Genomic DNA, 26,104 nt, shown 5'->3' with positions numbered 1-26,104 from the left:
CAGAAGGAGTGACCATTAGGCAGGCTGGATTAAGCTCTGATGGAACCGCCAGCCGGGGCGGTAACGCCTTGTTCAGACCACGATCAATCCGAAACCGATGGCCCGCGCCACCGCATGGGTCGTGTTCAGCGCGCCCAGCTTGAAGCGCGCGCTTTCGATATAGACCCGCAGCGTATGCTCCGAGATCGACAGCGTCTCGGCCACCTGCGCGCGGCTATAGCCCATTGCCAGCAGGGTCATCGCGTCGATTTCCCGTGGCGACAATTGGCGCGACTGCTCCGGCGTGCGGTTCGGCTCAAACTCCAGCGCCTTCCGGTTCATGAAATGCGCCAGCAGGATCAGATCGCGGCTGTGCTGCTCCGTCAACCTGGCCCAGGTCTCGTCGTCGCAGGTGTGATTGGCCGTGAATAATGCGAACTGTCCATTCGGCCCCCGGATCGGAATCGAATAGCCCTGGTTGCCAACCCCGTGTTCATGCGCATCCAGCAGAAACTCGCGTGCCGCCTTCGACGACCAGTCCAGCCGTTTCCAGTCAACCGGGTGAAACCGCTGGAAACAGCCTATTACCACCGGGTCCACGCGGATGTAGTTCCGCGCGAGATAGCGGTCGGCCCAGGCCAGCGAATAGGTGCCGCAGCCGTATTGGTCTCCCTTCGCATCGACCCAGTGATAGACCACGTGGTCGATGCCGAATACGTCCCGGATCGCGTAGACGACCCTGAAAAGATCCTCAAGCGCGCTGGCTTGCTCCAATCGCCGAAGAATCTGATCCAGGTTGTCCGAGTTCGCCATTCACGTGCACTTGTCCGGCCCGCGACGCGATCTCCGCGGCCGCGACCAAGGTTGTGTCTTCCAGTTGTTCCGCCAGGGCCGACAGGTCATTGGCCACGGCGAAGGATTTCAAGTCTGCAAGTACGTCGAGTATCCAGTCGCATTGCATGGCCAAAATCTCCCGGAAAGGATTAACAAGTCGTTAAGTAAAACGATAACACGCCCGAAACCGCGTAAATATTCGCTGCTTTCACTTCCCCAGAAATGGCGAGGCCCGCCAGACCAAGTGTCTGATAACCCGTCGCCTGTCCCAGAAAAGAAGAAACCCGCGAACCGGCCAGGCGATTCGCGGGTTCCGCTTTCAGGTCAGCTCGCGCCTCAGCGGCGCATGTCGAGCGCCTCTTCCAGCGTGCGCAGCCCCGTGGTCGGGGCCTGCACCAGCACCGACATGTTGCCGGGCTTGTGCTCGTTCTTCAGCATCTTCATATGCGCCTGCGGCAGGTCGGCCCAGGTAAAGACCTCCGACATGCAGGGATCCAGCCGCCGCTCGACCATCAGCTTGTTCGCCGCGCTGGCCTGCTTGAGGTGCGCGAAATGGCTGCCCTGCAGGCGCTTCTGGTGCATCCACATGTAACGGACGTCGAAGGTGCAGTTGAATCCGCTTGTCCCCGCGCAGATCACCACCATGCCGCCCTTCTTCACCACCAGCGACGACACCGGGAAGGTCGCCTCGCCGGGATGCTCGAACACCATGTCGACCGAGACGCCCTTGCCGGTGATCTCCCAGATCGCCTTGCCGAACTTGCGCGCCTCTTTCAGCCACTCGTTGTATTCCGGCGTATTGACCGTGGGCAGCTGGCCCCAGCACTTGAAGTCCTTCCGGTTGATCACGCCCTTGGCGCCCAGATCCAGCACGAACTGCCGCTTGCTCTCGTCGCTGATCACGCCGATGGCATTCGCCCCCGCCGTGTTGATCAACTGGATCGCATAGGACCCCAGACCGCCCGAGGCACCCCATACCAGCACGTTCTGGCCCGGCTGCAGGTCATGCGGCGGATGGCCGAACAGCATCCGGTAGGCGGTCGCCAGCGTCAGCGTATAGCAGGCCGATTCCTCCCAGGTCAGGTGCTTGGGCCGCGGCATCAGCTGCTGGCTTTGTACCCGCGTGAACTGGGCAAAGGATCCGTCCGGCGTCTCGTATCCCCAGATGCGCTGGCTCGGCGAATACATCGGATCGCCGCCGTTGCATTCCTCGTCGTCGCCGTCGTCCTGGTTGCAGTGCACGACCACCTCGTCGCCCACCTTCCAGCGCTTCACCTTGTCGCCCACCGCCCAGACGATGCCCGAGGCATCGGAGCCGGCGATGTGATAGGGCTGCTTGTGGCCATCGAAGGGGCTGATCGGCTTGCCAAGCGCAGCCCAGACGCCGTTATAGTTCACGCCCGCCGCCATCACCAGGATCAGCACCTCGTTGCTGTCCAGCGTCGGCACGTCCACGACTTCCTGCACCATGGCGGTGTCCGGCTCGCCATGCCGCTCCTTGCGGATCGCCCAGGCGTACATCTGTTTCGGCACAAAGCCCAGCGGCGGGATCTCTCCCATCTCGTACAGGTCTTTCTCCGGTGCCTCGTAGGGCGCGATGTCGGGATGCGTGTCCAAAGCCATGCGGCCTCCTTGCCATTGCTGTGGTGCCGCGCTGCAGAATCAGCCGGCGTTTCGCCCGAGATACGAGGTTGCGCGCAACATTGCAATATTATGACCGTGCGATCTTGAAACTTTATGACCCAGCAGTTGCAGAAATTTCCTTCGCAGGCGCAGAAAGATGCGCTTCGCTTTCCGGCAGCAGATGCCGGATCGAATTGGCATAGAACTCCAGCACCGCCCGCTCCGCGCTCACCGGTGCAAACCGCCCTTCCGTCTCGACGATCAGCCGCCGTTCGGCCAGCAGCCGCAGCGCATAGTCCACGGCATAGGCATTGTCGTCGCGGGCGATATGCACATGCGCGCCCGGCATCGCATCGGTCAGCGCGGTGAACCCCGAAACCAGCGCGTCCCGGTTCAGCGGCCCCTCCCGCAGCAGCAGCTCTGCCACCACCGGCACCGGCAGCACCGGCACGATCGCCCCGATCCGCCGCATCAGCTCTGCCGCCAGCGCGTCCGGCGCAACCCCCGCCTCGGCCCGGAACCTGGCCAGCGACAGCGGCGCGCCGAAACTCACCGCGGCATAGCCGAAGCGGTGAAACCGCCCCGTCACCCGCAGCCACAGCTGCCGCAGCGCGCTCCAGGCCACCACGCCCAGCCCCGCATCGAACCGGTGCGCCGGGTCGCGCGCGGCGGCGATCAGGTTCCTGTCCTCCAGCACCCGGTCGTAATTCAGCCCGACCGGCACGAACACCACATCGCGCCGGGCCGGATCGACGCCGTCCAGGATGTATTTCAGCAGCCCCAGCTTCGGCGCCATCAGCGCCCCGGTCCGCGACAGGCCGCCCTCGGGGAACATCGCCTGTGTCACCCCCGCCTCGGTCGCCAGCTGCACATAGCGCGCCAGCACCCGCCGGTACAGCTCGTTGCGTGACTTGCGCCGGATGAAATAGGCCCCCATTGCCCGGATCAGCCGCGACAACGGCCAGACCTGCGCCCATTCCCCCACCGCATAGGACAGGGCCGAACGTTCGGCGGCGAGATAGGTCACCAGCACGTAATCCATGTTCGACCGGTGGTTCATCACGAAGATCACCGTCGCGTCCGGGTCGATCCCGCTCAGCCCCTCGTCCGCGTAGTGCCCCAGCCGGACGCGGTACAGCGCATTCGACAGAAACCGCGCCAGCCGGATCGCCACCCCGAAATAGGCCGAGGCGCTGAACGACGGCACGATCTCGCGCGCATAATCCCGCGCCAGTTCCGCCGCCACGTTCTCGGGAACGCCCTCGGCTTTCGCGTGATCCGCCACCGCCTGCATCACCTGCGGATCGTAGAACAGCCGCTGGATCATGTCATAGCGCCGCGCCAGCTTGAACGGCTGGATCGGCCGCTCCAGCCGCTGGTTCAGCCGCGCCACCACCCGCTCCAGCCGCCGCCGGAAGAACCAGCGTACCGAGGGAAACAGGAAATGCGAAGCAAAGGTGACGCCCGCAAAAAGCAGGATCAGCACGAAAAGCCACAGAGGGACGGCAACGGTCGTGGTCATATCCGTTTGTTGCAAGGCCGACAGGCGTCGTAAACCTTTATCGCTCACCCAGTGAACGCTTTCGCCGCGCACGGTCCATGCCGCAGCGCAGCGAATTGACATTTACAGATCATTTCTGCTTAGAAGCTTTCAGCGCAATATTATTACCCAACCGAAAGGCCGTCAGATGACCGAGATCCAGAAGGACAAACCCTGGCTGATCCGCACCTACGCCGGGCATTCCACCGCCCAGGCCTCGAACGCCCTCTACCGCAGCAACCTCGCCAAGGGGCAGACCGGGCTTTCGGTGGCCTTCGACCTGCCCACCCAGACCGGCTATGACAGCGACCATGTCCTCGCCCGCGGCGAGGTCGGCAAGGTCGGCGTGCCCGTCTCGCACCTCGGCGACATGCGCACCCTGTTCAGGGACATTCCCCTCGAACAGATGAACACCTCGATGACGATCAACGCCACCGCGCCCTGGCTGCTGGCCCTCTATATAGCGGTGGCCGAGGAACAGGGCGCCGACATCACGAAACTGCAAGGCACCGTCCAGAACGACATCATCAAGGAATACCTCAGCCGCGGCACCTATATCTGCCCGCCGAAACCCTCGCTGAAACTGATCGCCGACGTGGCCGAATATTGCTATTCGAACGTTCCGAAATGGAACCCGATGAACGTCTGTTCCTATCACCTGCAAGAGGCGGGCGCCACGCCGGAACAGGAACTCGCCTTTGCCCTCGCCACCGCCCAGGCCGTGCTCGACGCCCTGAAAGACCGCGTGCCGGAACAGGATTTCCCGGTGCTCGTCGGCCGGATTTCCTTCTTCGTCAACGCGGGCATCCGTTTCGTCACCGAGATGTGCAAGATGCGCGCATTCGTCGAACTCTGGGACGAGATCTGCGAAACCCGCTACGGTATCGCCGACGAAAAGATGCGCCGCTTCCGCTACGGCGTGCAGGTCAACTCCCTTGGCCTGACCGAACAGCAGCCCGAAAATAACGTCTACCGCATCCTGCTGGAAATGCTCGCGGTAACGCTCTCGAAGAATGCCCGCGCCCGCGCTGTGCAATTGCCCGCCTGGAACGAGGCACTGGGCCTGCCCCGCCCCTGGGATCAGCAATGGTCGATGCGGATGCAGCAGATCCTCGCCTACGAGACCGACCTGCTGGAATACGGCGATCTCTTCGACGGCAGCCCGGTTGTCGCCGCGAAAGTCGCCGCATTGAAGGAAGGCGCGCGCTCGGAATTGGCGAACCTCGACAGCATGGGCGGCGCGGTCTCGGCCATCGAATACATGAAATCCCGCCTGGTCGAGAGCAATTCCGACCGCCTTTCCCGGATCGAGGCTGGCGAAACCACTGTCGTCGGCGTCAACAAGTTCACCACGACCGAAGCCTCGCCGCTGATGACCGGCGACGGCGGCATCATGGTCGTCGACCCGGCTGTCGAACAGGACCAGATCGACCGCCTGACCGACTGGCGCGCGACCCGCGACAATGACGCCGTACAGAAGGCGCTGACCGCCCTGCGCGAGGCCGCCCGCAGCGGCGCCAACGTGATGGCGCCCTCCATCGCCGCCGCAAAGGCCGGGGCCACCACCGGCGAATGGGCCGAGGTGATGCGCCAGGCCTTCGGCACCTATCGCGGCCCCACCGGTGTCTCGGGCTCGCCCTCCAACCGCACCGAAGGTCTGGACGACCTGCGCGCCGCCGTGGATACCGTCAGCGACAAACTCGGCCGTCGCCTGAAATTCCTGGTCGGCAAACCCGGGCTCGACGGTCATTCAAACGGCGCCGAACAGATTGCAAGCCGGGCGCGCGATTGCGGAATGGACATTACCTATGACGGCATCCGCATGACTCCCGATGAAATTGTTAACAAGGCAAAAGAAGAAAACGCCCATGTCGTCGGACTTTCCATTCTCTCGGGCAGCCACGTTCCGCTTGTCGAAGATGTTCTGGAAAAAATGAAAACGGCCGGTCTGGGGCATATCCCCTTGATCGTGGGCGGAATCATCCCCGAAGACGATGCGCGGAAACTCGCCGGTCTCGGAGTCGCCAGGGTCTACACACCGAAGGATTTCGAGCTAAACACAATCATGATGGATATCGTAGCGCTCGTTAACCAAGAATTAATCGCCGCGTAATAGCCGACACAAATTAGATCATGAAAATCGGCTAAAAATCGGCTAAAAATCGGCTAATGGCACAATGTCGGTCACAAACTGACGCTAATCAACGTCAAATAGGGAAATAAGGGAAAAATAAGAATGGATCTGCAGAGTATGTCGCGCAAGGAACTGATGAAGTTGCGCGACGACATCGACAAAGAGCTGGTCGCCGCTGAAGAGCGCGAGCGGCGTGATGCGCTGAAAGCGGCTGAAGAAGCCGCCGCCAAATACGGCTTTTCGCTGGGCGAACTCGGCGTGGCAGGAAACAAACGTGGCAATGCCCGCGACCGCCGCGCGAAATCCAGCCCGAAATACCGTAATCCTGCAGACCCCAAACAAACTTGGACCGGCATGGGCCGAAAACCTCAGTGGATCCACGACGCGATCGCCAAAGGCACCGATCTGTCGACGTTGGAAATCTAAGGCCGGTCTTGCAATGACCATTCACATCGGGGCGCGCCCGGAAGACATCGCCGAAACGGTTCTCATGCCGGGCGATCCCTACCGGGCCCGCTGGGCCGCCGAAACCTTCCTGACCAGCCCCCGGCTGGTCAACGAAGTCCGTGGAATGCTGGGCTATACCGGCATGTGGAACGGCCACCCGGTGACAATCCAGGGATCGGGCATGGGAATGCCCTCCCTCTCGATCTACGCAAACGAGCTCATCCGCGACTACGGCGCGCAGACGCTCATCCGCATCGGCTCCTGCGGCGCGATGCAGGAACGCGTCAAGGTCCGCGACGTCATCCTCGCGATGACCGCCAGCACCGTCGCCACCCCCTCCAGCAGCCTGTTCCGCGAACTCCACTTCGCCCCCTGTGCCGACTGGTCGCTCCTGCGCGCCGCGGTAACGGCTGCCGAGGCGAAGGGAACGCCGCTGCACGTCGGCGGCATCTACTCCTCCGACACCTTCTACGACGAACGCCCCGATCTGAACGAACAGATGACCCGCCATGGCATCCTCGGCGTCGAGATGGAGGCGGCAGAGCTCTACACCCTCGCCGCCCGCCACTGCCGGCGCGCGCTGGCGGTGCTGACGGTCTCCGACCACCTCCTGACGGGCGAGGCCCTGCCCTCCAACCAGCGCGAACAGTCCTTCGGCGACATGGTCGAAATCGCCCTCACCGCCGCCTTCGCCTGACACCCGCGCCTCCGGCCCGAGTCCGTTTGCGCACAGCCCCGATGGTGCTAGGCTGCCTGTCAGATTGGGTAGGAGGTAATTTCATGAAATTGACAACACGGATTCTCCCCGTCGCCGCTCTGGCGATTTGCGCAACCGGCGCCGCGCTGGCCCAGGACAGCCAGTGCGAAGAACGCGGCACCAACGGCATGGTCACGCTGGTGCTCTGCCCGCAGGGGTCGCCTGTCGAAGTCTTTCAGGCAGCCGGCAGCGCCGCCTGCGGCGAACGCATGCCCTGCGGCGCCTGGATCTGGACCGACGCGGCGGATGTCCCCGAAACCGCGCCGGACAGCCACGACAAGCTGACACAGTCACAGGTGCAAAGCGCCAAGGCGATCTGGATCAACGAGAAAAAACAGCTGATCGTTCTAGAGAAGAAGTGACAAAAAAAGGAGCCGCGAACCGCGGCTCCTTTCCTTGTTCGCAGGGCCGTAAGTGTCAGGCAGCCTGACGGCGGCGACGGCCGACAAAGCCGAAGATGGCCAGACCACCGGCCAGCAGCGGCAGGGCTGCCGGAACCGGGATCGGATCCGGGTCCACGATCTTCTGCACTTTGCGCTGGATCGCCGAATCATAGGCCGAACCAAAGCCCGAGACCTGAAGCACGAAGGCATCATCCAGCGGGTTGGTGATCAGACCGGCGTCACCGATGATGGTCGCACCATCGCCATTGGTGTCGAACCCGAGGCTGGCGAGGAAGGTGTTGTCCGCACCACTTCCGATCGACTCGAAGCTCAGCGAATCCCATCCGGCGGCCTTGAGATCGTTCCGCGCGCTGACTGCATCCGCATTTGCGGTACTGACGCAGCAGGGCTCGCCATCGGTCATCATGTTGACGATGCTCGAGTCGCCCAGCGAACCGAAGGTCGTGCGGACAAGATCGAAGGCCTCTTCATAATCGGTGTTGGTGCCGATGAACGACGCGTTATCGACCGCATTCACCACATCCGTAAGGTCCTGCGCGGTGCTGATCGTCTTGAACACGTCAACACGGGCGTTGGACGCGAACGAGATCACGCCGATACGATAGGTGTTCGCTCCGCCGACCGGGATGTAGGTGCTCAAGGCAGCCGCCAGAGAATCCATTGCGTTATTGTAGTTGGTCGAGCCAACGCTGCCCGACGAGTCCATGATGAACGCCAGGTCGATGTTCGCAGCCTGAGACGAAGTGCCGGTCAGAGCGCCAAGCGCCACGATCCCGGCCGCAATAGTTTTTTTGATCATATTACCCTCCAAAAAATAACCGTCGTGCCTGTCAATCAGGCTACAGACCGCTGCATGTTAGCACGCGGTAACCAAAAATTAACCAGATTTGACGCGCCAAATGTTGAAATTTGTCGAAATCATGGCAAGCAGGGGGCCTTTGTCTGTTATCCTGAACGACGATCCTTGATTTTTCGGCGCTCTGTGCTCATTGGCGAAACGATATGGCGTCTGGCTGCGCACCGCGCTCCACCCCGATTCGCTCAGACCCCATGCGTCCGGTCGTATCCGTTCCGCTTCGGCGGCTGCCAGCCGTCCAGCGCCCCCTCCGCCGGGGCAAAGACCTCGACCAGCAGCGGAAAGCAGGCAGCGGTATCGCTCGAATGCTCGGCGCTGCAATCCCCGCCCGGACAGGCGCTGAGCCCGCCCAACAGGTCGATCTCGGCGAAAAACTCCAGATGATCTCCCGGCCGCACCGGGCTGGCCTTCATGAAATACTGCCCCGTATCGCGGGTGAATCCGGTGCACATGAAGACGTTCAGCACATCGTGCACATGCGGCTCGGCCGCGTGCAGGTCCATGCCGGTATGCGACGCCAGCGCCCGCGTCAGGTTGGAATGGCAGCAGTGGTGATACTGGCTCCCGGCCAGCAGGTTCCCGGTATAGGGATCGCAGCGCGTGCCGATCACGTCATGCACCGACCCGCCAAAGCCGTCGATACCATACCAGCCCAGCGTATCCCCGGTGATCGTCGCCATCGGCCTGAGACTGGGAAAGCTCGACCACATCCGCTCCCCGGTCGTCAAATGCGTGCCATGCAGCGCCCGTGTCTTGCCGGAATAGAACCGCTCAGACAGATCGCGCGCGTTCCACAGGTTCAGATCGCCCACCTGCGGCCCCTCGACCGAGCAAATCCGAAAGAAATGCCCCGCCGGCACTTCGAAACAGCGCGCATCGCGCGGTGACACCAGCACCTCTCCGGTTTTGCGCGCCCCCGCCCGCGCGCGGGCATAAAGCGCCAGATCCGGCGCCGGCAGCGTCTCGTTCGGATAGCAGATCACCGGCCGGATGGCGCGGCGCGCGTCGGCGTCGGGGGGCGGCGTGGTCATGTATTGCTCCTGCCTTGGGTCACCCGCAGTGGAACCCACACCGGTCCGCCGATCAAGGGGTCAGCGCTGCAGAACCTCGACACCCAGCACCGTAGGCAGGTGCTGCGCGATTTCCTCCCAGCTCTCTCCCTCGTCGAAGCTGGCGAAGATGCTGCCGGTATTGGTCCCGAAATACAGCCCTGCGGGCGTGTCGCCATCCACCGCCATCGCCTGCCGCAGCACCGTGAAGAAGCAGTTCTCCTGCGGCAGCCCCGCCCGCTTGTCGGTCCAGGTCGCGCCGCCATCGGTGGTCTTCCACACCGCCGCGCGCGCCTCCGGCGGAAACCGCCCCTGGCTGTCGCCGTTCAGCGGCAGCACCCAGGCGGTCTGCCCGTCGCGCGGATGCACCGCGATCGGAAAGCCGAAGGTCGACGGCAGCCCCTCGGTGATATCGTCCCAGCTGCGTCCGCCGTCCGCCGACCGGAACACCCCGTGGTGGTTCTGCTGATACAGCAGATCGCGCTCCGGGGCGCGGGCAATGTTGTGCACGCAATGCCCGGTCTCGCCATCGCGCGGCGCGGCCGGGTGATCATGGTGCCGATGCGCCTCGGCGTTCGACATGCGGTTGCGCCGCTCCCAGCTTTCGCCGCCATCCTCGGTTGCGAAGACCCCCGAGGACGAGATGCCCAGCCAGATCTTCCGCGCATCCTCCGGGTCGCTCACGATCGAATGCAGCACCAGCCCCGCCGCGCCGGGATTCCAGTTCTCCCGATCCGGGAAATTCGCCAGCGATTCCGACTTCTCCCAGGTCGCGCCGCCATCCGTGCTCATCAACAGCTGCGCCGGCCGCGTCCCGGCATACAGCGTCCCATGCGCATGGTGCAGCGACCAGACCGAATCGGCCAGCCCGTCGAATTTCGTCTCGACCGGCTCCCACTTCATGAAGGCCGCCATCTCGGGGTCATTCGCCGCCCATTCGTCGATCTGCCCCTTCGACAGCCTGGCCACCGTCCAGCTCTGGCCGCCATCCGTCGACCGCCAGACCCCCGCGCCGCTCCACTCTCCGCCGCCTCCGGCCCACAAATTCCCGGTCTCGGGGTCGCCGACGACGTGGTTGATCGGCCAGCCGTCGCAATGCGGGCCGGTCAGGCGCCAGCCCGTGCGGCCCGTGCCGGTCAGCAGGAAGGCACCCTTGGTGGTGCCGATCAGGATGGTGGTGGATTCGCGCATGTCAGGATCTCCTCGCCGCCGAGGTTACCAGCCGACCATCCCGCGATCAATATTAAGTTGATATCCACGTATCTGCGGCACACCCCCGCTCACGGGCTCCGCCCCACCGCCAGCGTCTCCACGTCGATGGCCCAGCGGGTCGGCACCGTCGGGCAGCAGCGCGGATCGTTCGGCCCCGGCATGGTGGTGGTGATATCGACCTGCCCCGCGGTAAACAGCGGATCGCGCGGATCCTGCCCGTAGACCGGCACCAGCCCCTCGAAGTGCCAGCCGTCCGAATACCGCCGATACAGCCCGACGTTCAGCATCACCGCATTGCCGCCGTCGCGGTTGCCGAAATAGTGGAAAATCAGGCTGAGGCTCGCGACACCCGGATCGGGATGATCCGCAAACAGGATCGGCGCCCCGTCGCCGGGTTGAACGTCCAGCGTTGAAGCGGTGAGCGGAGAGAGGAAAGACCAGTCCTGCGCAGCGGCAGGGGAAGAGAGGCCAAGGAAGACAGCGGCAAGGACGTGAAGGATTCTGGACATGCAAGGCTCTGATTCGACGTCCTTGCAGGCTGGTCCTGATCCGCGATTCTGGCAATCAGTTTGCGGCGGGGCCACAGCGTGTGCCGGGCGCAATCCAGTCCGGAGGCACCACATTGGCAACCGCCCTTTCGGGAATTTTATAGGGCGACAGGCTGCGATAACTCCAGCCATAGGCCATGCAATCCTTGAGCATCACCGCATGGAGAGCGAACTGATACTCACGCGGAGCGCTGCGCAGACTGCGGAATAGGCTTTGCTGAACCCAACGATCCGGACCAAACTGCTCAATCGCCAGGTTCCGCTGAGCATCGCCCGCAAAGACGAGGCCGACAGTTCCTCCTATTGCAACCAGCAGCGCGGCGGCGGCCGGCCGCCAGACCTGCGGCACCAGGGCCGCTAGCCGTTTCGCAGGATAGGCGGCGGCAACCGCCCCCACTGCAAGGGCGCCCCAAAGAACGGGGTGCAGATGATCGTGAAAGATCAGCGGGTAGAAGATACCCCAGACCGAACCCGTCAGCAGGACCGCCAGCGCCCAAAGCGCCAGCAGGGCCAGCGCATGGGCGCGATAGCGGATCATACCGCCCGTTCGACCATCATCTTCTTGATCTCGGAGATCGCCTTGGCCGGGTTCAGGCCCTTCGGGCAGGTCCGGGTGCAGTTCATGATGGTATGGCAGCGATACAGCTTGAACGGATCCTCAAGCTGGTCCAGCCGTTCGCCCGTCGCCTCGTCGCGGCTGTCGATGATCCAGCGATAGGCGTGCAGCAGCGCGGCGGGGCCCAGATAGCGGTCGCCGTTCCACCAGTAGCTCGGGCAGGAGGTCGAGCACGAGGCGCACATCACGCATTCATACAGCCCGTCCAGCTTCTTGCGGTCCTCGATGGACTGCCGCCATTCCTTCGCCGGGCGGTTGGTCTTGGTCTCGAGCCAGGGCATGATGCTCGCGTGCTGCGCATAGAACAGCGTCAGGTCGGGGATCAGGTCCTTGACCACCGGCATGTGCGGCAGCGGGTAGATGCGCACGTCGCCCTTGATCTCGTCCAGGCCATAGATGCAGGCCAGCGTGTTGATCCCGTCGATGTTCATCGCGCAGGATCCGCAGATGCCCTCGCGGCAGGACCGGCGGAAGGTCAGCGTCGGATCGATCTCGTTCTTGATCTTGATCAGCGCGTCCAGAACCATCGGCCCGCATTTGTCCATGTCGAGGAAATAGGTATCGACACGCGGGTTGGACGATTCATCCGGGTTCCAGCGGTAGATCTGGAACTTGCGGACATTGGTGGCGCCCTCGGGCTTCGGCCAGGTCTTGCCGGTGACCAGGCGGGAGTTCTTGGGGAGGGTAAATTGGACCATTCCGCGTCTCCTAGATTTTGGCCACGGGGGCCTTTTGACGGATGCAGGCAACCGTTTCCGGCCGCCGCAGGATGTCGTTGACCATGACCACGATGGCCTCGTTCACCCCGGAGACCGAGGCTTTGGCCAATTCGCGCACTTCCATCGCCTGGGCATAGGTGACGATGCACTCGATGGCGGGCGACACCGCTTCCTTCGGAATGCCCGGCACCCGCGTGCCCACCACCTCGGCCACGACCGGGCTGGCCAGGTCGCGCCCGGCCGCATCGGTCCGCGACTCGATGTCGTCGCAGGCCCCCAGACCCAGCGCAACCGCCGCGAGAAGCACCGCGCGGCGCATCAGAACGTCCGCGCCTTGGGAGCGATCTGCTTCATCGAGATGCCGCCCTCGGCCTCGGTCGTCAGCGGCTCCGTGATCACGTCGCGATAGCTCAGCGTCACCTTGTTGCCGTCCACATGGGCGATGGTGTGCTTGCGCCAGTTCTCGTCGTCGCGGGCGCTGTAATCCTCATGCGCATGGGCGCCGCGCGATTCCTTGCGCGCCTCGGCACCAACGATGGTGGCCAGCGCGTTCGGCATCAGGTTGGTCAGCTCCAGCGTCTCCATCAGGTCCGAGTTCCAGATCAGGCTGCGGTCGGTGACATGCAGGTCGTCCAGCTTGGCAGCGATGGCGTCCATCTTCTCGACCCCCTCGGCCAGCGTCTTCGAGGCGCGGAACACCGCGGCGTCGGCCTGCATCGTGCGCTGCATCTCCAGCCGCAGTTCGGCGGTCGGCACACCGCCCTTGGCATTGCGCAGCGCGTCGAAGCGGGCAAAGGCCTTTTCGATGCTCGCCTTGTTCGGCACCGCCGGCTTGGCCTCGCGGTCCACCACCTTGCCGGCGCGGATCGCGGCGGCGCGGCCGAAGACCACCAGGTCGATCAGCGAGTTCGAGCCCAGACGGTTCGCGCCGTGGACCGAGGCACAGCCCGCCTCGCCCACCGCCATCAGCCCGGGCACCTGCGCATTCGGATCCTCGGCGGTCGGGTTGATCACTTCGCCCCAATAGTTCGTCGGAATGCCGCCCATGTTGTAATGCACGGTCGGCAGCACCGGGATCGGCTCCTTGGTCACATCGACGCCCGCGAAGATCTTGGCGCTTTCCGAAATCCCCGGCAGCCGCTCGGCCAGCGCCTCTTTCGGCAGGTGGCTCAGGTTCAGGTGGATGTGGTCGCCATGTTCGCCCACGCCACGCCCCTCGCGGATCTCCAGCGTCATCGAACGCGACACATAATCCCGCGGCGCCAGATCCTTGTAGGTCGGCGCATAGCGCTCCATGAACCGCTCGCCTTCCGAGTTGGTCAGGTATCCGCCCTCGCCCCGCGCGCCCTCGGTGATCAGGCAGCCCGAGCCATAAATGCCCGTCGGGTGGAACTGCACGAACTCCATGTCCTGCAGCGCAAGCCCCGCCCGCGCCACCATCCCGCCGCCGTCACCGGTGCAGGTATGGGCGGAGGTCGCGCTGAAATAGGCCCGGCCATAGCCGCCGGTCGCCAGCACGGTCATCTTGGCGTTGAACACATGCATCGTGCCATCGTCGAGCTTCCAGCAGACGACACCCTGGCAGGCGCCATCCTCGCTCATGATCAGATCGATGGCGAAATATTCGACATAGAACTCGGCCTTCTGCTTCAGGCTCTGGCCGTACAGCGTGTGCAGGATCGCGTGCCCCGTCCGGTCCGCCGCCGCGCAGGTGCGCTGCACCGGGGGGCCTTCGCCGAACTCGGTGGTGTGCCCGCCGAAGGGCCGCTGATAGATCTTGCCCTCTTCGGTCCGCGAGAAGGGAACGCCATAGTGCTCCAGCTCGTACACCGCCTTGGGGGCCTCGCGCGCGAGGTATTCCATCGCGTCGGTATCGCCCAGCCAGTCCGACCCCTTCACGGTGTCGTACATGTGCCACTGCCAGTTGTCCGGCCCCATGTTCGACAGGCTGGCCGCGATGCCGCCCTGTGCCGCCACGGTATGCGAGCGGGTCGGAAAGACCTTGGTCACGCAGGCGGTGCGCAGGCCCTGTTCGGCCATGCCCAGCGTCGCCCGCAGTCCCGCGCCGCCGGCGCCGACCACGACAACGTCATAGTCGTGGGTTTCATATGCGTAAGCAGCCATTTCTGTTGCTCCGGTCTTTAAAGGGCGAGTTTGGCGATGGCGTAGACGCCGGTCGCCGCGATGGCATAGGCGAGGCACGTCACCAGGATAAAGGTCAGCCGGCCGGCGACCCCGTGGATATAGTCGTCGATCGCCATCTGCGCGCCGTTCTTGAAGTGGACCATGCCCACCCACAGCGTCAGCGCCGCAACGATGGCCGGGAACGGCTGCGCGTAATAGGCCACGACCTCTTCATAGGACGACCCCAGGATCGACCCGAAGGTGAAGACGAACAACGGCACGAGGATGATCAGCGCAACCGAGCTGATCTGCATCGACCAGTGATGCGCGGTCCCGGACTTGGCCGATCCGAGGCCCACGGCGCGCTTGCGGTCGGTGAGGTAACGCATGGCGGCTCTCCTTACACGACGATGACGGTCAGCACGGTCAGCACGACCGAGCCGATGAGGACGATCCAGCTCAGCCGGTCGGCGGCGTCCATCTCCAGACACCAGCCCTGATCCCAGATCAGGTGCCGGACACCGGCCAGCGCGTGATACCAGAGGCCCAGCGTGGACAGCAGCAGGATCACATCGCCCAGGGGGCTCGTCAGCACCCAGTTCGCCGTCTCGAAGTAATCCGAACCGGTCGAGGCGGCCAGCAGCCACCAGGCGATCAGCAGCGCGGTCACGATCATGGCGTTGCCGGTGATCCGGGTCAGGATCGAGGTGATCGAGTTGATCTGGAACCGGTAGTACTTCCCGAGCATGAAGGGCGACAGCGGGCGATTGCCCGGATTTGCATCGGCCATGATGGCTCCTTTCCGGTTGGCTGCCTCGTTATTATCCCATTTTACGCCAGTGTCACGGGGGGCGCGGGCCGGAATCCGTGGTATTTTGGCCGGTTCCGTCACTTTCGCGGCAAAATGTGATCACGCACCCGTTTCATGTGATCACTGAAACCGGGCGAATGAATCCGACTGAAATCGTTCGATTTACTGGCTGCAGGCCACAGCTCGCGGCGCATCCGCGCGCGCTCCGGCCGGCATCGCGATGTCAGGTGGGGGGTGAGTCGCCGCGCGCCCCTCGGGCCGCGCGAAAACGGCCGCGCCCTCGGGCGCGGCCGGATCGGTCCAGGCCTCAGCGGATGTTGAAGCTGGTATCCAGCGACAGGACAAAGGTCCCGTCGTTGATGTCGTTGTCGTGCCAGGCGCCGGTGATCCCGACGTTGTCGTTGATCGCGTAGGTCGCGCCGATGTTCCAGTATTTCTGGCCACCGTTGGAAATCGACCCGTATTCGCCCGCCACGCCGAACTTGTCGTTGATCGCATATTCGAAGTTGAAGCTGCTATCGACGTAATCCGCCACCGGATCATGCGCGAAGGCCAGGCCCAGAGCCAGGCTGTCGGTGACCGCATAGCCGAAGGACACAAACGCCTCGCCGCAGCAGTCCACGCTCGGATTGCGGTAGTAATAGCGGACATAGCCCAGGTCATAGCTGAACTTGCCGACCTCGCCGCGATAGCCGATGGTGACGTCGACTTCGATGTCGCTGCCGGTGATCAGGTCATCGGTGTTCGAGGCCCAGAGGTTCAGATACAGGCCGCGGTATTCGGCTTCGAGCCAGGGCTGGAAGGCCGCGCCGGTGGTCTGCTCCACGCCTGACGAGACATAGCGGCTCACAAGGCTGAAACCGCCGGTGATGGTCAGGTCCTGGGCCGACGCCAGACCGGGCGCCGCGAGGCCGGAAGCCAGCACGGAAGCCGCAAGAAATTTACGCATTTTTTCCCCATTCATATGTAGCGTATGTTTCGGAATAGCTGCCGGCCCGGCATTGGCGAAAGAGGCTACGTGCGGCGGTGGCATCCGCGAGATAAAATATACCGGAAACGCGGGACAATCGCCTGTTTTTGCGACACTTCCCCCGACCCGCGACAAGAATGTCACAGCAATTGAATCGTCTCAGACCGGAATCAGCGCCCAGTAATCGAGATCCAGCAGAACGCCCGGCAGATACTTCCCGCCCGCGTCTTTCAGCTGCCCCACCGACCCGTCCGAGGTGGCGACCAGGCGCAGCCGGATCGCGCCCACACCGGGGGCCGAGGTTTCGGCGGTATCCAGCACCTCCGACCAGGCCTTGACCGTCGTCCCGGCGAAACAGGGGTTGGCATGGGCCCCGCCGTTCAGCCCGACGATCATCTGAGCATTGGCCAGCCCGTTGAACGACAGCGCCCGCGCCATCGAGATCACGTGCCCGCCATAGATCAGCCGCTTGCCGTCCTCGCGGAAGGTGGCGTCGAAATGCACCTTGGCGGTGTTCTGCCACAGCCGCGTGGCGATCATGTGCTCGGCTTCCTCGATGGTCACGCCGTCCACGTGGTCGATCACCTCGCCCACCGCATAATCGCCCAGCCGGTGCGGCTCGCCCGCCAGCGCGAAATCGTAGCCGCTGAAATCCAGCCCCTCGGGCACCGCCAGCGTCTCGGGCCCGACGACCTTGGCCAGCTCGGGCACCACCGCCTCGGGCGCGGGCGCGTCCAGGTCGTTCTTGCGCACCATCACCCAGCGCACATAGTCCATCACCGTCTCGCCGCGCTGGTTCAGCCCGCGTGTGCGCACATAGACCACCCCGGTCTTGCCGTTCGAATTCTCCTTCAGCCCGATCACCTCGGACACCGAATTCAGCGTATCCCCCGCCATCACCGGCAGCCGCCAGCGCCCCTCGGCATAGCCCAGATTGGCCACGGCGTTCAGCGATACATCCGGGACCGTCTTGCCAAAGACGATGTGAAAGGCCGCCAGATCGTCCAGCGGCGACGCCGCCAGCCCGCAGGACCGGGCGAACGCGTCCGAGGAATACAGCGCATGCCGCGCCGGATAGAGCGCATGATACAGCGCCCGCTCGCCCCCCGACACCGTGCGCGGCACGGCATGGGTCAGCACCTGCCCAACGCGGTAATCCTCGAAGAAACGTCCTGGGTTCGTCTTGGCCATTCTACTGCTGTCCCAGTTTCATCTCGGGGCTGTAGGGCGCGTCGATATCCTTGGTCACCGCCTGCCCGCAGCGCATCACGCCCCGCGCGGCATCGAAGGCATAGGTCGGCGTGCCATACAGCGTCCACCCCTTCGACAGGGCGTCCGACACCTTGTGGCAAAAGGCCGAGGTATCGTCCTCGGTCAGCAGGCGATAGATCGTGGTCATGACGGGAAAGGTTTCACTCCAAGCCAGATGTGGATGCCGACAACCAGCGCATAGACCACCACCGTGATCACCGCCAGCACGACGATCTTGCGCGCAGGCGCCGGCGGTGGCGGCGTCCAGACCGGTTCGGCGCGGTTAATGGCGATCACCTCGACCACCGCCCAGGCCAGCATCGCCCCGAACAGCACGACCGAGGCCAGATCGCCGTTCACCAGCAGGTGCGCCACCGCCCAGATCTTGACCGAAGTCAGCTGCGGATGCCGGATCTTCGTCGCTGGCCAGACCTTGCCGCCCCGGATCTGGCTCGATCCGAAGGTCCAGACCGCAAGCAGCATCAGCAGGTTGTTGACGTGCCACAGCCAGGTCGGCGGGAACCACAGGTGGATCAGATCGGCCCAGCGATAGCCCAGCACGATCAACACCAGCGCCACCAGCAGCGCCAGCGCCACGGGCCCGCGCCCCTTGTCGCCCATCGCGGCCCGGCGCGCCGGCGCCAGCCGTTTGAACAGATGCGCGCCCCACCAGAGCGCGATCCCGATGATCAGAAGTGCGAACCCCATGCTGGCCTACCCCGCTTGCATCGCCTCGATTGCCTCCGCTTTTGCCAGCACTTCACGGGCCGTGGCAACATGAAGGTTTTCGACGATGCGTCCATCCACCACCGCAACCCCCTGCCCCGAGGCGCGGGTTTCCTCATAGGCGGCGATCTGGCGGCGGGCCAGATCGACCTCGGCCTCGGACGGCGAATAGGCCGCATTGGCTACGGCGATCTGCGCCGGATGGATCAGCGTCTTGCCGTCGAACCCCATGTCGCGGCCCTGATCGCACTCGGCCTTCAGGCCCTCTTCATCGAGATACGCGTTATACACCCCGTCCACGATGACCCGCCCCTCGGCCTTGGCGGCCAGCAGGCACAGGCCCAGCGCGGTCAGCATCGGCTCGCGGTCGGCGCGGAACCGGGTCTGCAGTTCCTTGGCCAGGTCGTTGGTGCCCATGACCATGCCCTGCAGCATCGGATGCGCCGCGATGGCGGCGGCGTTCAGCATCCCCCGAGGCGTCTCCATCATCGCCCAGATCGGCAGATCGCCGGTGATCTCGGCCAGCGCGTCCAGATCGGCGGTTCCCCCCACCTTGGGCAGCAACACCGCGTCGGCGGACATCCCCGCCACGGCCTCGGCATCGTCGCGGCCCCATTCGGTGTCGAACCCGTTGATCCGCACGATCCGCAGCCGGTTGCCAAACCCGCCCTTCTCCAGCTCGGCCTTCAGCGTCGCCCGCGCATTCACCTTCTCCTCGGGCGTCACCGCGTCTTCCAGATCGAAGATGATCGCATCGGCGGCCAGGCTGCGGGCCTTCTCAAGCGCGCGCTCTTTCGAGCCGGGGATATACAGAACGGAACGGCAGGGGCGGGTGCGGGGGTCCATCGGGGCTCCTCAGATTGTGCGACGTCCGGCGGGCGGGGCCCTGCCCCGAATCCGCCGCGCCGCAGCATGGTCGCAATCGTCCCGCGCCTGCAAGACCGGATAGTGGATAAAATTCGCGGCGTCGCGCGCGGCGTTAACCGTTCCTCAGCATGGCAGGGGCAAGCTTGGCGCGCCGTATCCACCTTCAAGGGCCGGCCCGCTCAGGCCAGCGGGCAAACGGACAGCGGATTCGACGTGAGTGAACATCGGCCTGTCCCCTGGCGCACCGGGTTTCCGGCGGGCCTGACCGGGCGGACAGCCTCGCAAAAGGGTATGACCCATGAAAACAGCACTGTTCCACAGCACGATCGCGCTGACCCTGCTGGCCCTGACCGCCGCACCGTCCAGCGCCCAGCAGACCCAAAACTGCGCGCCGCGCGACGTCGTGGTCGAACGCCTGGCCGACGGCTATGGCGAGTCGCGCCAGAGCATCGGCATCGGCGCCCAGGGCGCCGTGGTCGAGGTCTTCGCTTCCACCGACACCGGCACCTGGACGATCACCGTCACCACCCCCGCCGGGCTGACCTGCCTCGTCGCCTCGGGCCAGTCCTTCGAGGCGCTGGCCGAAGGTCCGCCGCCCAAGGGCAACGACGCCTGAACCGGGGCGCGCTCAGCTCAGCGCGTCCCAGATCAGCTTGGTCCCGGTCAGCGTCAGCAGCACATAGGTGATCGCGAAGAACAGCCGCTCCGGCACCCGCCGATGGGCCACCACCCCCAGCCAGACCCCGAGCAGGGCGAAGGGCGCCAGCAGCAGGTTGGCCTTCGCCGTCTCGGCGGTGAAAAGCCCGAGATAAAGGTACGGCGGAAACTTCACGATATTTATGATCCAGAACACCAGCACCGTGGTCGCCTGGAACTCTGTCTTGGGCAGCCGCCGCGACAGAAGATAGATCGCCACCGGCGGTCCGCCCGCGTGGCTCACAAAGCTGGTGAATCCCGCGAAGGCCCCTGCAATCGCCCCGCCCCAGGCCGGCATCGGCCGCGCCGCGGGGCGGACCAGCCCGTATTTGCGCGCTCCCTGCCAGGCCACGAAGGCCAGGGCGATCACTCCGATAAGCAGCTTGAACAGATCGGGCGAGGCGACGCGATACAGCCACCCTCCCAGCGCCAGCCCGGGCAGCGCGCCCAGGATCAGCAGCAGGGCCGCCCCGCTGTTCCACTTGCGCCAATAGGCCCGCATGGTCGCCAGATCCATCAGCATCAGCAGCGGCAGCATGATGCCCAGCGCCAGCCCCGGCGCCACAAGCAGCGCCAGAATCAGCGAGGCGACAAACCCCGCCCCGCCACCGAAACCACCCTTGGACATGCCCGCGAAAACCACCGCCGGGCCCGCGACGGCAAAAAAGCTCCAGGTCAGTTCCAGCACCCGCGCGCCCCGCTTTTGAATTTTCCTCGGGCAGCATTAACGAAGTTGCAGCACTTGCGACAGAGACTGTGCAGACCTATGCTGCACCGCAGAAGCCTGCACCCCGCCCTTGCACACCGGGTCGGAACGATCTACGCAACGCGCGGATTTCATCGGGACGGAGAAAATTCCATGGCCAGACCCAAAATTGCCCTGATCGGCGCCGGACAGATCGGCGGAACGCTCGCGCACCTCGCAGCGATCAAGGAACTCGGCGACGTCGTTCTCTTCGACATCGCCGAAGGCACCCCCCAGGGCAAGGCGCTCGACATCGCCGAGTCCGGCCCTGCGGAAGGCTTCGACGCCGTGCTCAAGGGCACCAACTCCTACGCCGACATCGCCGGCGCGGATGTCTGCATCGTCACCGCCGGCGTGCCGCGCAAGCCGGGGATGAGCCGGGACGACCTGCTGGGCATCAACCTCAAGGTCATGAAGTCGGTGGGCGAGGGCATCCGCGATCACGCGCCCGACGCCTTCGTCATCTGCATCACCAACCCGCTCGACGCGATGGTCTGGGCGCTGCGCGAATTCTCGGGCCTGCCGCACGAAAAGGTCTGCGGCATGGCCGGCGTGCTCGACTCGGCCCGCTTCCGCCACTTCCTCGCCGTCGAATTCGGCGTTTCGATGCGCGACGTCACCGCCTTCGTGCTCGGCGGCCACGGCGACACGATGGTGCCGCTTGCGCGCTACTCCACCGTCGGCGGCATCCCGCTGCCCGACTTGGTCAGCATGGGCTGGACCACACAGGACAAGCTCGACGCGATCATCCAGCGCACCCGCGACGGCGGCGCCGAGATCGTCGGCCTGCTCAAGACCGGCTCGGCCTTCTACGCCCCCGCCACCAGCGCGATCGAGATGGCCGAGGCCTATCTCAAGGACCAGAAGCGCGTCCTGCCCTGTGCGGCCTATGTCGACGGCGCCCTGGGCCTCAAGGGCATGTATGTCGGCGTGCCAACCGTGATCGGCGCCGGCGGTGTCGAAAAGGTCATCGACATCAAGCTCTCCAAGGACGAACAGGCGATGTTCGACCATTCGGTCAACGCGGTGAAGGGTCTTGTCGAGGCCTGCAAGGGCATCGATTCCTCCCTGGCCTGATGACCGCACCGGCATAACCGGTTAGGATTGCAGGGCGCCCCCCACGGGCGCCCTGTTTCGTTTCCGGAGGACCGAATGACCCGTCTGCTCTGCATGATCGCCCTGCTGCTGCCCGGCCTGGCGCAGGCCCAGGACGATATCTCGGCCAGCATCGCCTCCCGCGGCCTGGCCGCCGTCGAGGCCGACCTCGCTGCTTTGCCCGCGCCCGATGCCACCCAGCGCTTCGCCCTCGGCGGCGTCCGCTTCCTCGGCGCCATCGAGGCCGCGCTGCAACTGCGTTGGCGCCTCGGCCTCTCGGGCCGCACCATGGACCTGCCCGTGCTGCGCCTGCCCGTCGCCGAAAACCCGACACCCGAACCCTTCGACCCGCATTTCGTCGAAACCCTCGCCGCCGACCTGCTGGCCCGGATGGAAGCCGCCGGCACCCCGCTCGACACCATCACCGACAGCGACGCCGTGGCCCTGCGCATCGATCTCGCCGACCTCTGGTTCGACGTGAACATGAACGGCGCGCGCGACACCGGCGAGGGCGTGATCGAGATCGCCGCCGGCACCGTCCTGCCCCGCCGCTTCAACAACGACCAGACCGCCGCGCCCGTCATCCGCTTCGACACCGCCGACGCGGCCTGGCTCAACGCCTATACCCACATGCTCTCCACCGCCGCCGAACTGGTGCTGGCCTACCCGCCCGGCGACGCGGTGGCCGAGGTCGGCCAGGCTGCCAGGGCGATGCAGGAGGTGGCGGGCGACGCGCCCCCGGTCAACGCGCTGGCCTATATGTTCGAGGATGAGGTCGACGCCGTCGCCGCGCTGCTCCTCGCCCTGCGGCAGGAACCCAAGGCCGACCACACCCGCGCCACCCGCGCCCACGCGCTGGAAACCATCCGCCTGAACCGGCTGTTCTGGGCCCGGCTCGACGCCGAGACCGACAACGAATCCGAATGGATCCCGAACGCCCGCCAGACCTCGGCGCTCGGCATCGCGCTCCCGGCCGAAGTGGCGACCGCCTGGCAGGCCGTTCTGGCCGACGCCGAAGACCTGCTCGAAGGGCGCAAGCTGATTCCCTACTGGCGCCTTAAAAGTGGCGCGGGCCTCAACCTGAAGAAGCTGCTGGAAGAGCCGATCCCGGTCGATCTGGTCGGCTGGGCCCAGGGCAAGGACCTGCTCCCCTACGCCGAACGCGGCACCCGCGCCAACGCTTGGAACTGGCGCGAGTTCACCTCTCTGATGCGCGGCGAATCAATGCTGTATGTGCTCCTGCTCAACTGAGATGGCGCGATTCCGCCAAATTCCGGGCTTTGTGATCACACCATTTCTGGCCGTGATCACAAAACCGGGTTTTTCTGGCGCAACGCCTGACTTTCGACATTTTTTGCTTTAACCAGCGGTCAACGGGGTGGCTATAGCCCTGGCGAACGCAACTGCGACGGGACCAAAATTCATGAACATCCACGAATATCAGGCGAAAGCGCTTCTGCGCAGCTACGGCGCTCCGGTTTCGGACGGCCGCGTTGTGCTGAAGGCGGAAGAGGCCAAGACGGCCGCAGGTGCGCTCGACGGGCCGCTCTGGGTGGTCAAGGCGCAGATTCACGCCGGTGGCCGCGGCAAGGGCACCTTCAAGGAGGCCGACGCCGGCGAGAAGGGCGGCGTGCGCCTGGCCCGCTCCGTCGAGGAAGCCGCCGAAGAGGCCAAGAAGATGCTCGGCCGCACCCTGGTGACCAAGCAGACCGGCCCGGCCGGCAAGCAGGTCAACCGCATCTACATCGAGGACGGCTCGGGGATCGAACGCGAACTCTACCTCGCCCTCCTCGTTGACCGCCAGACCAGCCGCGTCTCCTTCGTCGCCTCCACCGAGGGCGGCATGGATATCGAGGACGTGGCCCATTCGACCCCCGAGAAAATCCTGTCCTTCTCGGTCGATCCGGCCACCGGCTACCAGCCCTTCCACGGCCGCCGCATCGCCTTTTCGCTGGGCCTCGACGGCAAGCAGGTCAAGCAGTGCGTCACGCTGATGGGTCTGCTCTACAAGGCCTTCCTGGAAAAAGACATGGAGATGCTCGAGATCAACCCGCTGATCGTCACCGACGGCGGCGATCTCAAGGTGCTCGACGCCAAGGTCAGCTTCGACGGCAACGCGATGTATCGCCACGCCGACATCGCCGAGCTGCGCGACACCACCGAAGAGGATCCGAAGGAACTCGAAGCCTCCAAGTATGACCTGAACTACATCGCGCTCGATGGCGAGATCGGCTGCATGGTCAACGGCGCGGGCCTCGCGATGGCGACGATGGACATCATCAAGCTCTACGGCGCCGAACCCGCCAACTTCCTCGACGTCGGCGGCGGCGCCACCAAAGAGAAGGTGACCGAGGCGTTCAAGATCATCACGTCCGACCCGAACGTGAACGGCATCCTGGTCAACATCTTCGGCGGCATCATGCGCTGCGACGTCATCGCCGAAGGCGTGATCGCCGCGGTCAAGGAAGTCGGCCTCAAGGTCCCTCTGGTCGTCCGCCTCGAAGGCACCAACGTCGAGAAGGGCAAGGAGATCATCGCCACCTCCGGCCTCAACGTCATCGCCGCCGACAACCTGTCGGACGGGGCCGAGAAGATCGTCAAGGCGGTCAAGGGGTGAGACTGACCGCACTGACATTGGCAACGGCGCTCAGTGGAGCAGCAACGCTGTCCGCTGCTGAGCGGACTGCGGCCAGTGACGGTGCGGATATGTCGACATTGGTATCGGCCTTCATGGACACGTGCGTTGCCGCTTTTCCGAACTACGCTGAAATTCCCCGCGCTTTTGCCGCGGTGGGAATGCAGGCGCAAAAGGATGGCACTTGGGGGTCGCACGTCCTCCATGGGCGTGTGCAGAAGTCAGAAGGTCGTCCCTGTGGTATCTTCGCATATGGTCTCGACCCGGTAGATGCGGGCGAGTCCGTGTTACGAGCACTGGCGAAATCTGGGAAATCAGTCAGCCACGCGAGCCGCAAGGGCCGCAGAACTTCAATCGAGGTGACGATCAATGGCCAACCTGCGATCATTAAAATCAACCCGCTTTTGACCAACTTTGTCGATGTCTCGATCACGAAGCGTTAGCGGTCAACCAATCATCGCCGGCTGACCTAAGACGCCGGTGCCAAAACAAAAATTCGTCACCCCGGTGACGCAGCAGTGAAAACCGAAGGAGCCGAAATGGCCGTACTCGTCAACGAAAACACCAAGGTCATCTGCCAGGGCATCACCGGCAGCCAGGGGACCTTCCACACCGAACAGGCCATCGCCTATGGCACCAAGATGGTCGGCGGCGTGACACCCGGAAAGGGCGGCACAACCCACCTCGACCTGCCGGTCTACAACTCGGTCCACGAGGCGATGGATGTCACCGGCGCGAACGCCAGCGTGATCTACGTGCCGCCGCCGTTCGCCGCGGATTCCATCCTGGAAGCCATCGACGCCGAGATGCCGCTGATCATCTGCATCACCGAGGGCATCCCGGTGCTCGACATGATGAAGGTCAAGGCCGCGCTGCAGACCTCCAAGTCGCGCCTCATCGGGCCGAACTGCCCCGGCGTCATCACGCCCGGCGCCTGCAAGATCGGCATCATGCCCGGACACATCCACAAGCGCGGCTCGGTCGGCGTCGTGTCCCGCTCGGGTACCCTGACCTATGAGGCGGTCAAGCAGACCTCGGACGCGGGCCTCGGCCAGTCCTCGGCCGTCGGCATCGGCGGCGACCCGATCAAGGGCACCGAACACATCGACGTGCTGGAGATGTTCCTGGCCGACCCCGAAACCCAGTCGATCATCATGATCGGCGAAATCGGCGGTTCGGCCGAAGAGGAAGCCGCGCAGTTCCTGGCCGACGAGCGCAAGAAGGGCCGCTGGAAGCCGACCGCCGGTTTCATCGCCGGCCGCACCGCCCCTCCGGGCCGTCGCATGGGCCACGCGGGCGCCATCGTCGCCGGCGGCAAGGGCGACGCCGAGAGCAAGATCGAAGCCATGAAGTCGGCCGGCATCGTGGTCGCCGACAGCCCGGCGGGCCTCGGCGAGGCCGTGCTCAAGGCCATCGACCTGGGGTAAGCCGGATGCCATCGCAGCGCGCGGGACGATCGGACGGCA

General features: G+C 64.6%; 29 protein-coding genes. 10 read left to right on the top strand and 19 right to left on the bottom strand.

Translation table 11 applies throughout. From position 1 onward, the window contains the following. Positions 1-72: 72 nt before the first annotated feature. The 3 genes from ACFO5X_RS21610 to ACFO5X_RS21600 all read right to left on the bottom strand — a co-directional run bounded on the left by ACFO5X_RS21610 (position 73) and on the right by ACFO5X_RS21600 (position 3,958). Positions 73-792, bottom strand: coding sequence for a helix-turn-helix transcriptional regulator (locus tag ACFO5X_RS21610; RefSeq protein WP_380721277.1), 720 nt, complete (start codon positions 790-792; stop codon positions 73-75). A gap of 357 nt (positions 793-1,149) precedes the next feature. Next, entirely contained in the window at positions 1,150-2,436 is a 1,287-nt protein-coding gene (ccrA, locus tag ACFO5X_RS21605; RefSeq protein WP_380721274.1) for a crotonyl-CoA carboxylase/reductase, read from the bottom strand. A 112-nt stretch (positions 2,437-2,548) separates the two neighbouring features. Next, positions 2,549-3,958 (bottom strand): 1-acyl-sn-glycerol-3-phosphate acyltransferase, encoded by a 1,410-nt coding sequence (locus ACFO5X_RS21600; RefSeq protein WP_380721271.1) that lies wholly within the window; start codon positions 3,956-3,958, stop codon positions 2,549-2,551. A gap of 166 nt (positions 3,959-4,124) precedes the next feature. Between ACFO5X_RS21600 and ACFO5X_RS21595 the strand changes: the two genes are divergently transcribed. From ACFO5X_RS21595 to ACFO5X_RS21580, 4 genes are all read left to right on the top strand, one after another. Next, positions 4,125-6,089 (top strand): methylmalonyl-CoA mutase family protein, encoded by a 1,965-nt coding sequence (locus ACFO5X_RS21595; RefSeq protein ID WP_380721268.1) that lies wholly within the window; start codon positions 4,125-4,127, stop codon positions 6,087-6,089. Between the two features lie 117 nt (positions 6,090-6,206). Then, positions 6,207-6,536: an H-NS histone family protein gene (locus ACFO5X_RS21590; RefSeq protein ID WP_380722346.1), complete on the top strand. Its 330-nt coding sequence runs from the start codon at positions 6,207-6,209 to the stop codon at positions 6,534-6,536. Between the two features lie 13 nt (positions 6,537-6,549). Further along, positions 6,550-7,254 (top strand): purine-nucleoside phosphorylase, encoded by a 705-nt coding sequence (deoD, locus tag ACFO5X_RS21585; protein WP_380721265.1) that lies wholly within the window; start codon positions 6,550-6,552, stop codon positions 7,252-7,254. 83 nt (positions 7,255-7,337) lie between these two features. Further along, positions 7,338-7,676 (top strand): hypothetical protein, encoded by a 339-nt coding sequence (locus ACFO5X_RS21580; RefSeq protein WP_380721263.1) that lies wholly within the window; start codon positions 7,338-7,340, stop codon positions 7,674-7,676. A gap of 55 nt (positions 7,677-7,731) precedes the next feature. Here ACFO5X_RS21580 and ACFO5X_RS21575 read toward each other — a convergent pair whose 3' ends face one another. The 15 genes from ACFO5X_RS21575 to ACFO5X_RS21505 form a co-directional block, all read right to left on the bottom strand. After that, complete coding sequence (locus tag ACFO5X_RS21575) at positions 7,732-8,517, bottom strand: VWA domain-containing protein (RefSeq protein WP_380721260.1); 786 nt, start codon at positions 8,515-8,517, stop codon at positions 7,732-7,734. Between the two features lie 242 nt (positions 8,518-8,759). Further along, positions 8,760-9,605 carry an urea carboxylase-associated family protein gene (locus ACFO5X_RS21570; protein WP_380721257.1) on the bottom strand — a complete coding sequence of 282 codons (846 nt, stop codon included), beginning with the start codon at positions 9,603-9,605 and terminating at the stop codon, positions 8,760-8,762. Between the two features lie 60 nt (positions 9,606-9,665). After that, a complete protein-coding gene (locus ACFO5X_RS21565) occupies positions 9,666-10,814 on the bottom strand; it encodes a WD40/YVTN/BNR-like repeat-containing protein (protein ID WP_380721255.1) in 1,149 nt (382 codons plus the stop codon). An 89-nt stretch (positions 10,815-10,903) separates the two neighbouring features. Next, a complete protein-coding gene (locus ACFO5X_RS21560; RefSeq protein ID WP_380721253.1) occupies positions 10,904-11,344 on the bottom strand; it encodes a hypothetical protein in 441 nt (146 codons plus the stop codon). 55 nt (positions 11,345-11,399) lie between these two features. Continuing rightward, a complete protein-coding gene (locus ACFO5X_RS21555; RefSeq protein ID WP_380721250.1) occupies positions 11,400-11,921 on the bottom strand; it encodes a hypothetical protein in 522 nt (173 codons plus the stop codon). After that, complete coding sequence (locus ACFO5X_RS21550) at positions 11,918-12,697, bottom strand: succinate dehydrogenase iron-sulfur subunit (protein ID WP_380721247.1); 780 nt, start codon at positions 12,695-12,697, stop codon at positions 11,918-11,920. Before ACFO5X_RS21550 ends, ACFO5X_RS21555 begins: the two co-directional genes overlap by 4 nt. Positions 12,698-12,707: 10 nt before the next feature. Beyond that, a complete protein-coding gene (locus ACFO5X_RS21545; RefSeq protein ID WP_380721245.1) occupies positions 12,708-13,037 on the bottom strand; it encodes a hypothetical protein in 330 nt (109 codons plus the stop codon). Next, on the bottom strand, positions 13,037-14,842 hold the full coding sequence (gene sdhA / locus ACFO5X_RS21540; RefSeq protein ID WP_380721242.1) for a succinate dehydrogenase flavoprotein subunit: 1,806 nt from the start codon (positions 14,840-14,842) through the stop codon (positions 13,037-13,039). Before sdhA ends, ACFO5X_RS21545 begins: the two co-directional genes overlap by 1 nt. 17 nt (positions 14,843-14,859) lie before the next feature. Beyond that, entirely contained in the window at positions 14,860-15,231 is a 372-nt protein-coding gene (gene sdhD / locus ACFO5X_RS21535) for a succinate dehydrogenase, hydrophobic membrane anchor protein (RefSeq protein ID WP_380721239.1), read from the bottom strand. A gap of 11 nt (positions 15,232-15,242) precedes the next feature. Further along, complete coding sequence (gene sdhC, locus ACFO5X_RS21530) at positions 15,243-15,632, bottom strand: succinate dehydrogenase, cytochrome b556 subunit (RefSeq protein WP_380721236.1); 390 nt, start codon at positions 15,630-15,632, stop codon at positions 15,243-15,245. 328 nt (positions 15,633-15,960) lie between these two features. Continuing rightward, the gene (locus tag ACFO5X_RS21525; protein ID WP_380721233.1) at positions 15,961-16,602 is read right to left on the bottom strand and encodes a TorF family putative porin; all 642 of its coding nucleotides are present in this window, start codon (positions 16,600-16,602) and stop codon (positions 15,961-15,963) included. A 180-nt stretch (positions 16,603-16,782) separates the two neighbouring features. After that, positions 16,783-17,814, bottom strand: coding sequence for a MaoC family dehydratase (locus ACFO5X_RS21520; RefSeq protein ID WP_380721230.1), 1,032 nt, complete (start codon positions 17,812-17,814; stop codon positions 16,783-16,785). 1 nt (position 17,815) lies between these two features. After that, positions 17,816-18,022 carry a DUF1737 domain-containing protein gene (locus tag ACFO5X_RS21515; RefSeq protein ID WP_380721227.1) on the bottom strand — a complete coding sequence of 69 codons (207 nt, stop codon included), beginning with the start codon at positions 18,020-18,022 and terminating at the stop codon, positions 17,816-17,818. After that, the gene (locus ACFO5X_RS21510) at positions 18,019-18,582 is read right to left on the bottom strand and encodes an NnrU family protein (RefSeq protein WP_380721224.1); all 564 of its coding nucleotides are present in this window, start codon (positions 18,580-18,582) and stop codon (positions 18,019-18,021) included. Before ACFO5X_RS21510 ends, ACFO5X_RS21515 begins: the two co-directional genes overlap by 4 nt. Positions 18,583-18,588: 6 nt before the next feature. Beyond that, positions 18,589-19,446, bottom strand: coding sequence for an HpcH/HpaI aldolase/citrate lyase family protein (locus tag ACFO5X_RS21505; RefSeq protein ID WP_380721221.1), 858 nt, complete (start codon positions 19,444-19,446; stop codon positions 18,589-18,591). 319 nt (positions 19,447-19,765) lie between these two features. Between ACFO5X_RS21505 and ACFO5X_RS21500 the strand changes: the two genes are divergently transcribed. Next, positions 19,766-20,083, top strand: coding sequence for a hypothetical protein (locus ACFO5X_RS21500; protein WP_380721218.1), 318 nt, complete (start codon positions 19,766-19,768; stop codon positions 20,081-20,083). 12 nt (positions 20,084-20,095) lie between these two features. Here ACFO5X_RS21500 and ACFO5X_RS21495 read toward each other — a convergent pair whose 3' ends face one another. After that, positions 20,096-20,851: a sulfite exporter TauE/SafE family protein gene (locus ACFO5X_RS21495; protein WP_380721215.1), complete on the bottom strand. Its 756-nt coding sequence runs from the start codon at positions 20,849-20,851 to the stop codon at positions 20,096-20,098. Between the two features lie 171 nt (positions 20,852-21,022). Between ACFO5X_RS21495 and mdh the strand changes: the two genes are divergently transcribed. The 5 genes from mdh to sucD all read left to right on the top strand — a co-directional run bounded on the left by mdh (position 21,023) and on the right by sucD (position 26,065). Then, a complete protein-coding gene (gene mdh / locus ACFO5X_RS21490) occupies positions 21,023-21,985 on the top strand; it encodes a malate dehydrogenase (RefSeq protein ID WP_380721213.1) in 963 nt (320 codons plus the stop codon). A 75-nt stretch (positions 21,986-22,060) separates the two neighbouring features. Then, entirely contained in the window at positions 22,061-23,254 is a 1,194-nt protein-coding gene (locus tag ACFO5X_RS21485; protein ID WP_380721210.1) for a hypothetical protein, read from the top strand. Positions 23,255-23,426: 172 nt separating this feature from the next. After that, positions 23,427-24,620, top strand: a complete 1,194-nt coding sequence (gene sucC / locus ACFO5X_RS21480) for an ADP-forming succinate--CoA ligase subunit beta (RefSeq protein ID WP_380721207.1) — start codon at positions 23,427-23,429, stop codon at positions 24,618-24,620. Then, positions 24,617-25,081, top strand: coding sequence for a hypothetical protein (locus tag ACFO5X_RS21475; RefSeq protein WP_380721204.1), 465 nt, complete (start codon positions 24,617-24,619; stop codon positions 25,079-25,081). Before sucC ends, ACFO5X_RS21475 begins: the two co-directional genes overlap by 4 nt. 96 nt (positions 25,082-25,177) lie before the next feature. Continuing rightward, positions 25,178-26,065 carry a succinate--CoA ligase subunit alpha gene (sucD, locus tag ACFO5X_RS21470; RefSeq protein ID WP_380721201.1) on the top strand — a complete coding sequence of 296 codons (888 nt, stop codon included), beginning with the start codon at positions 25,178-25,180 and terminating at the stop codon, positions 26,063-26,065. Positions 26,066-26,104 lie beyond the last annotated feature (39 nt).

The organism is Seohaeicola nanhaiensis (assembly GCF_042654245.1).
Taxonomy (GTDB): Bacteria; Pseudomonadota; Alphaproteobacteria; order Rhodobacterales; family Rhodobacteraceae; genus Seohaeicola_A; species Seohaeicola_A nanhaiensis.
This window is presented reverse-complemented; position numbering and strand designations above follow the sequence as displayed.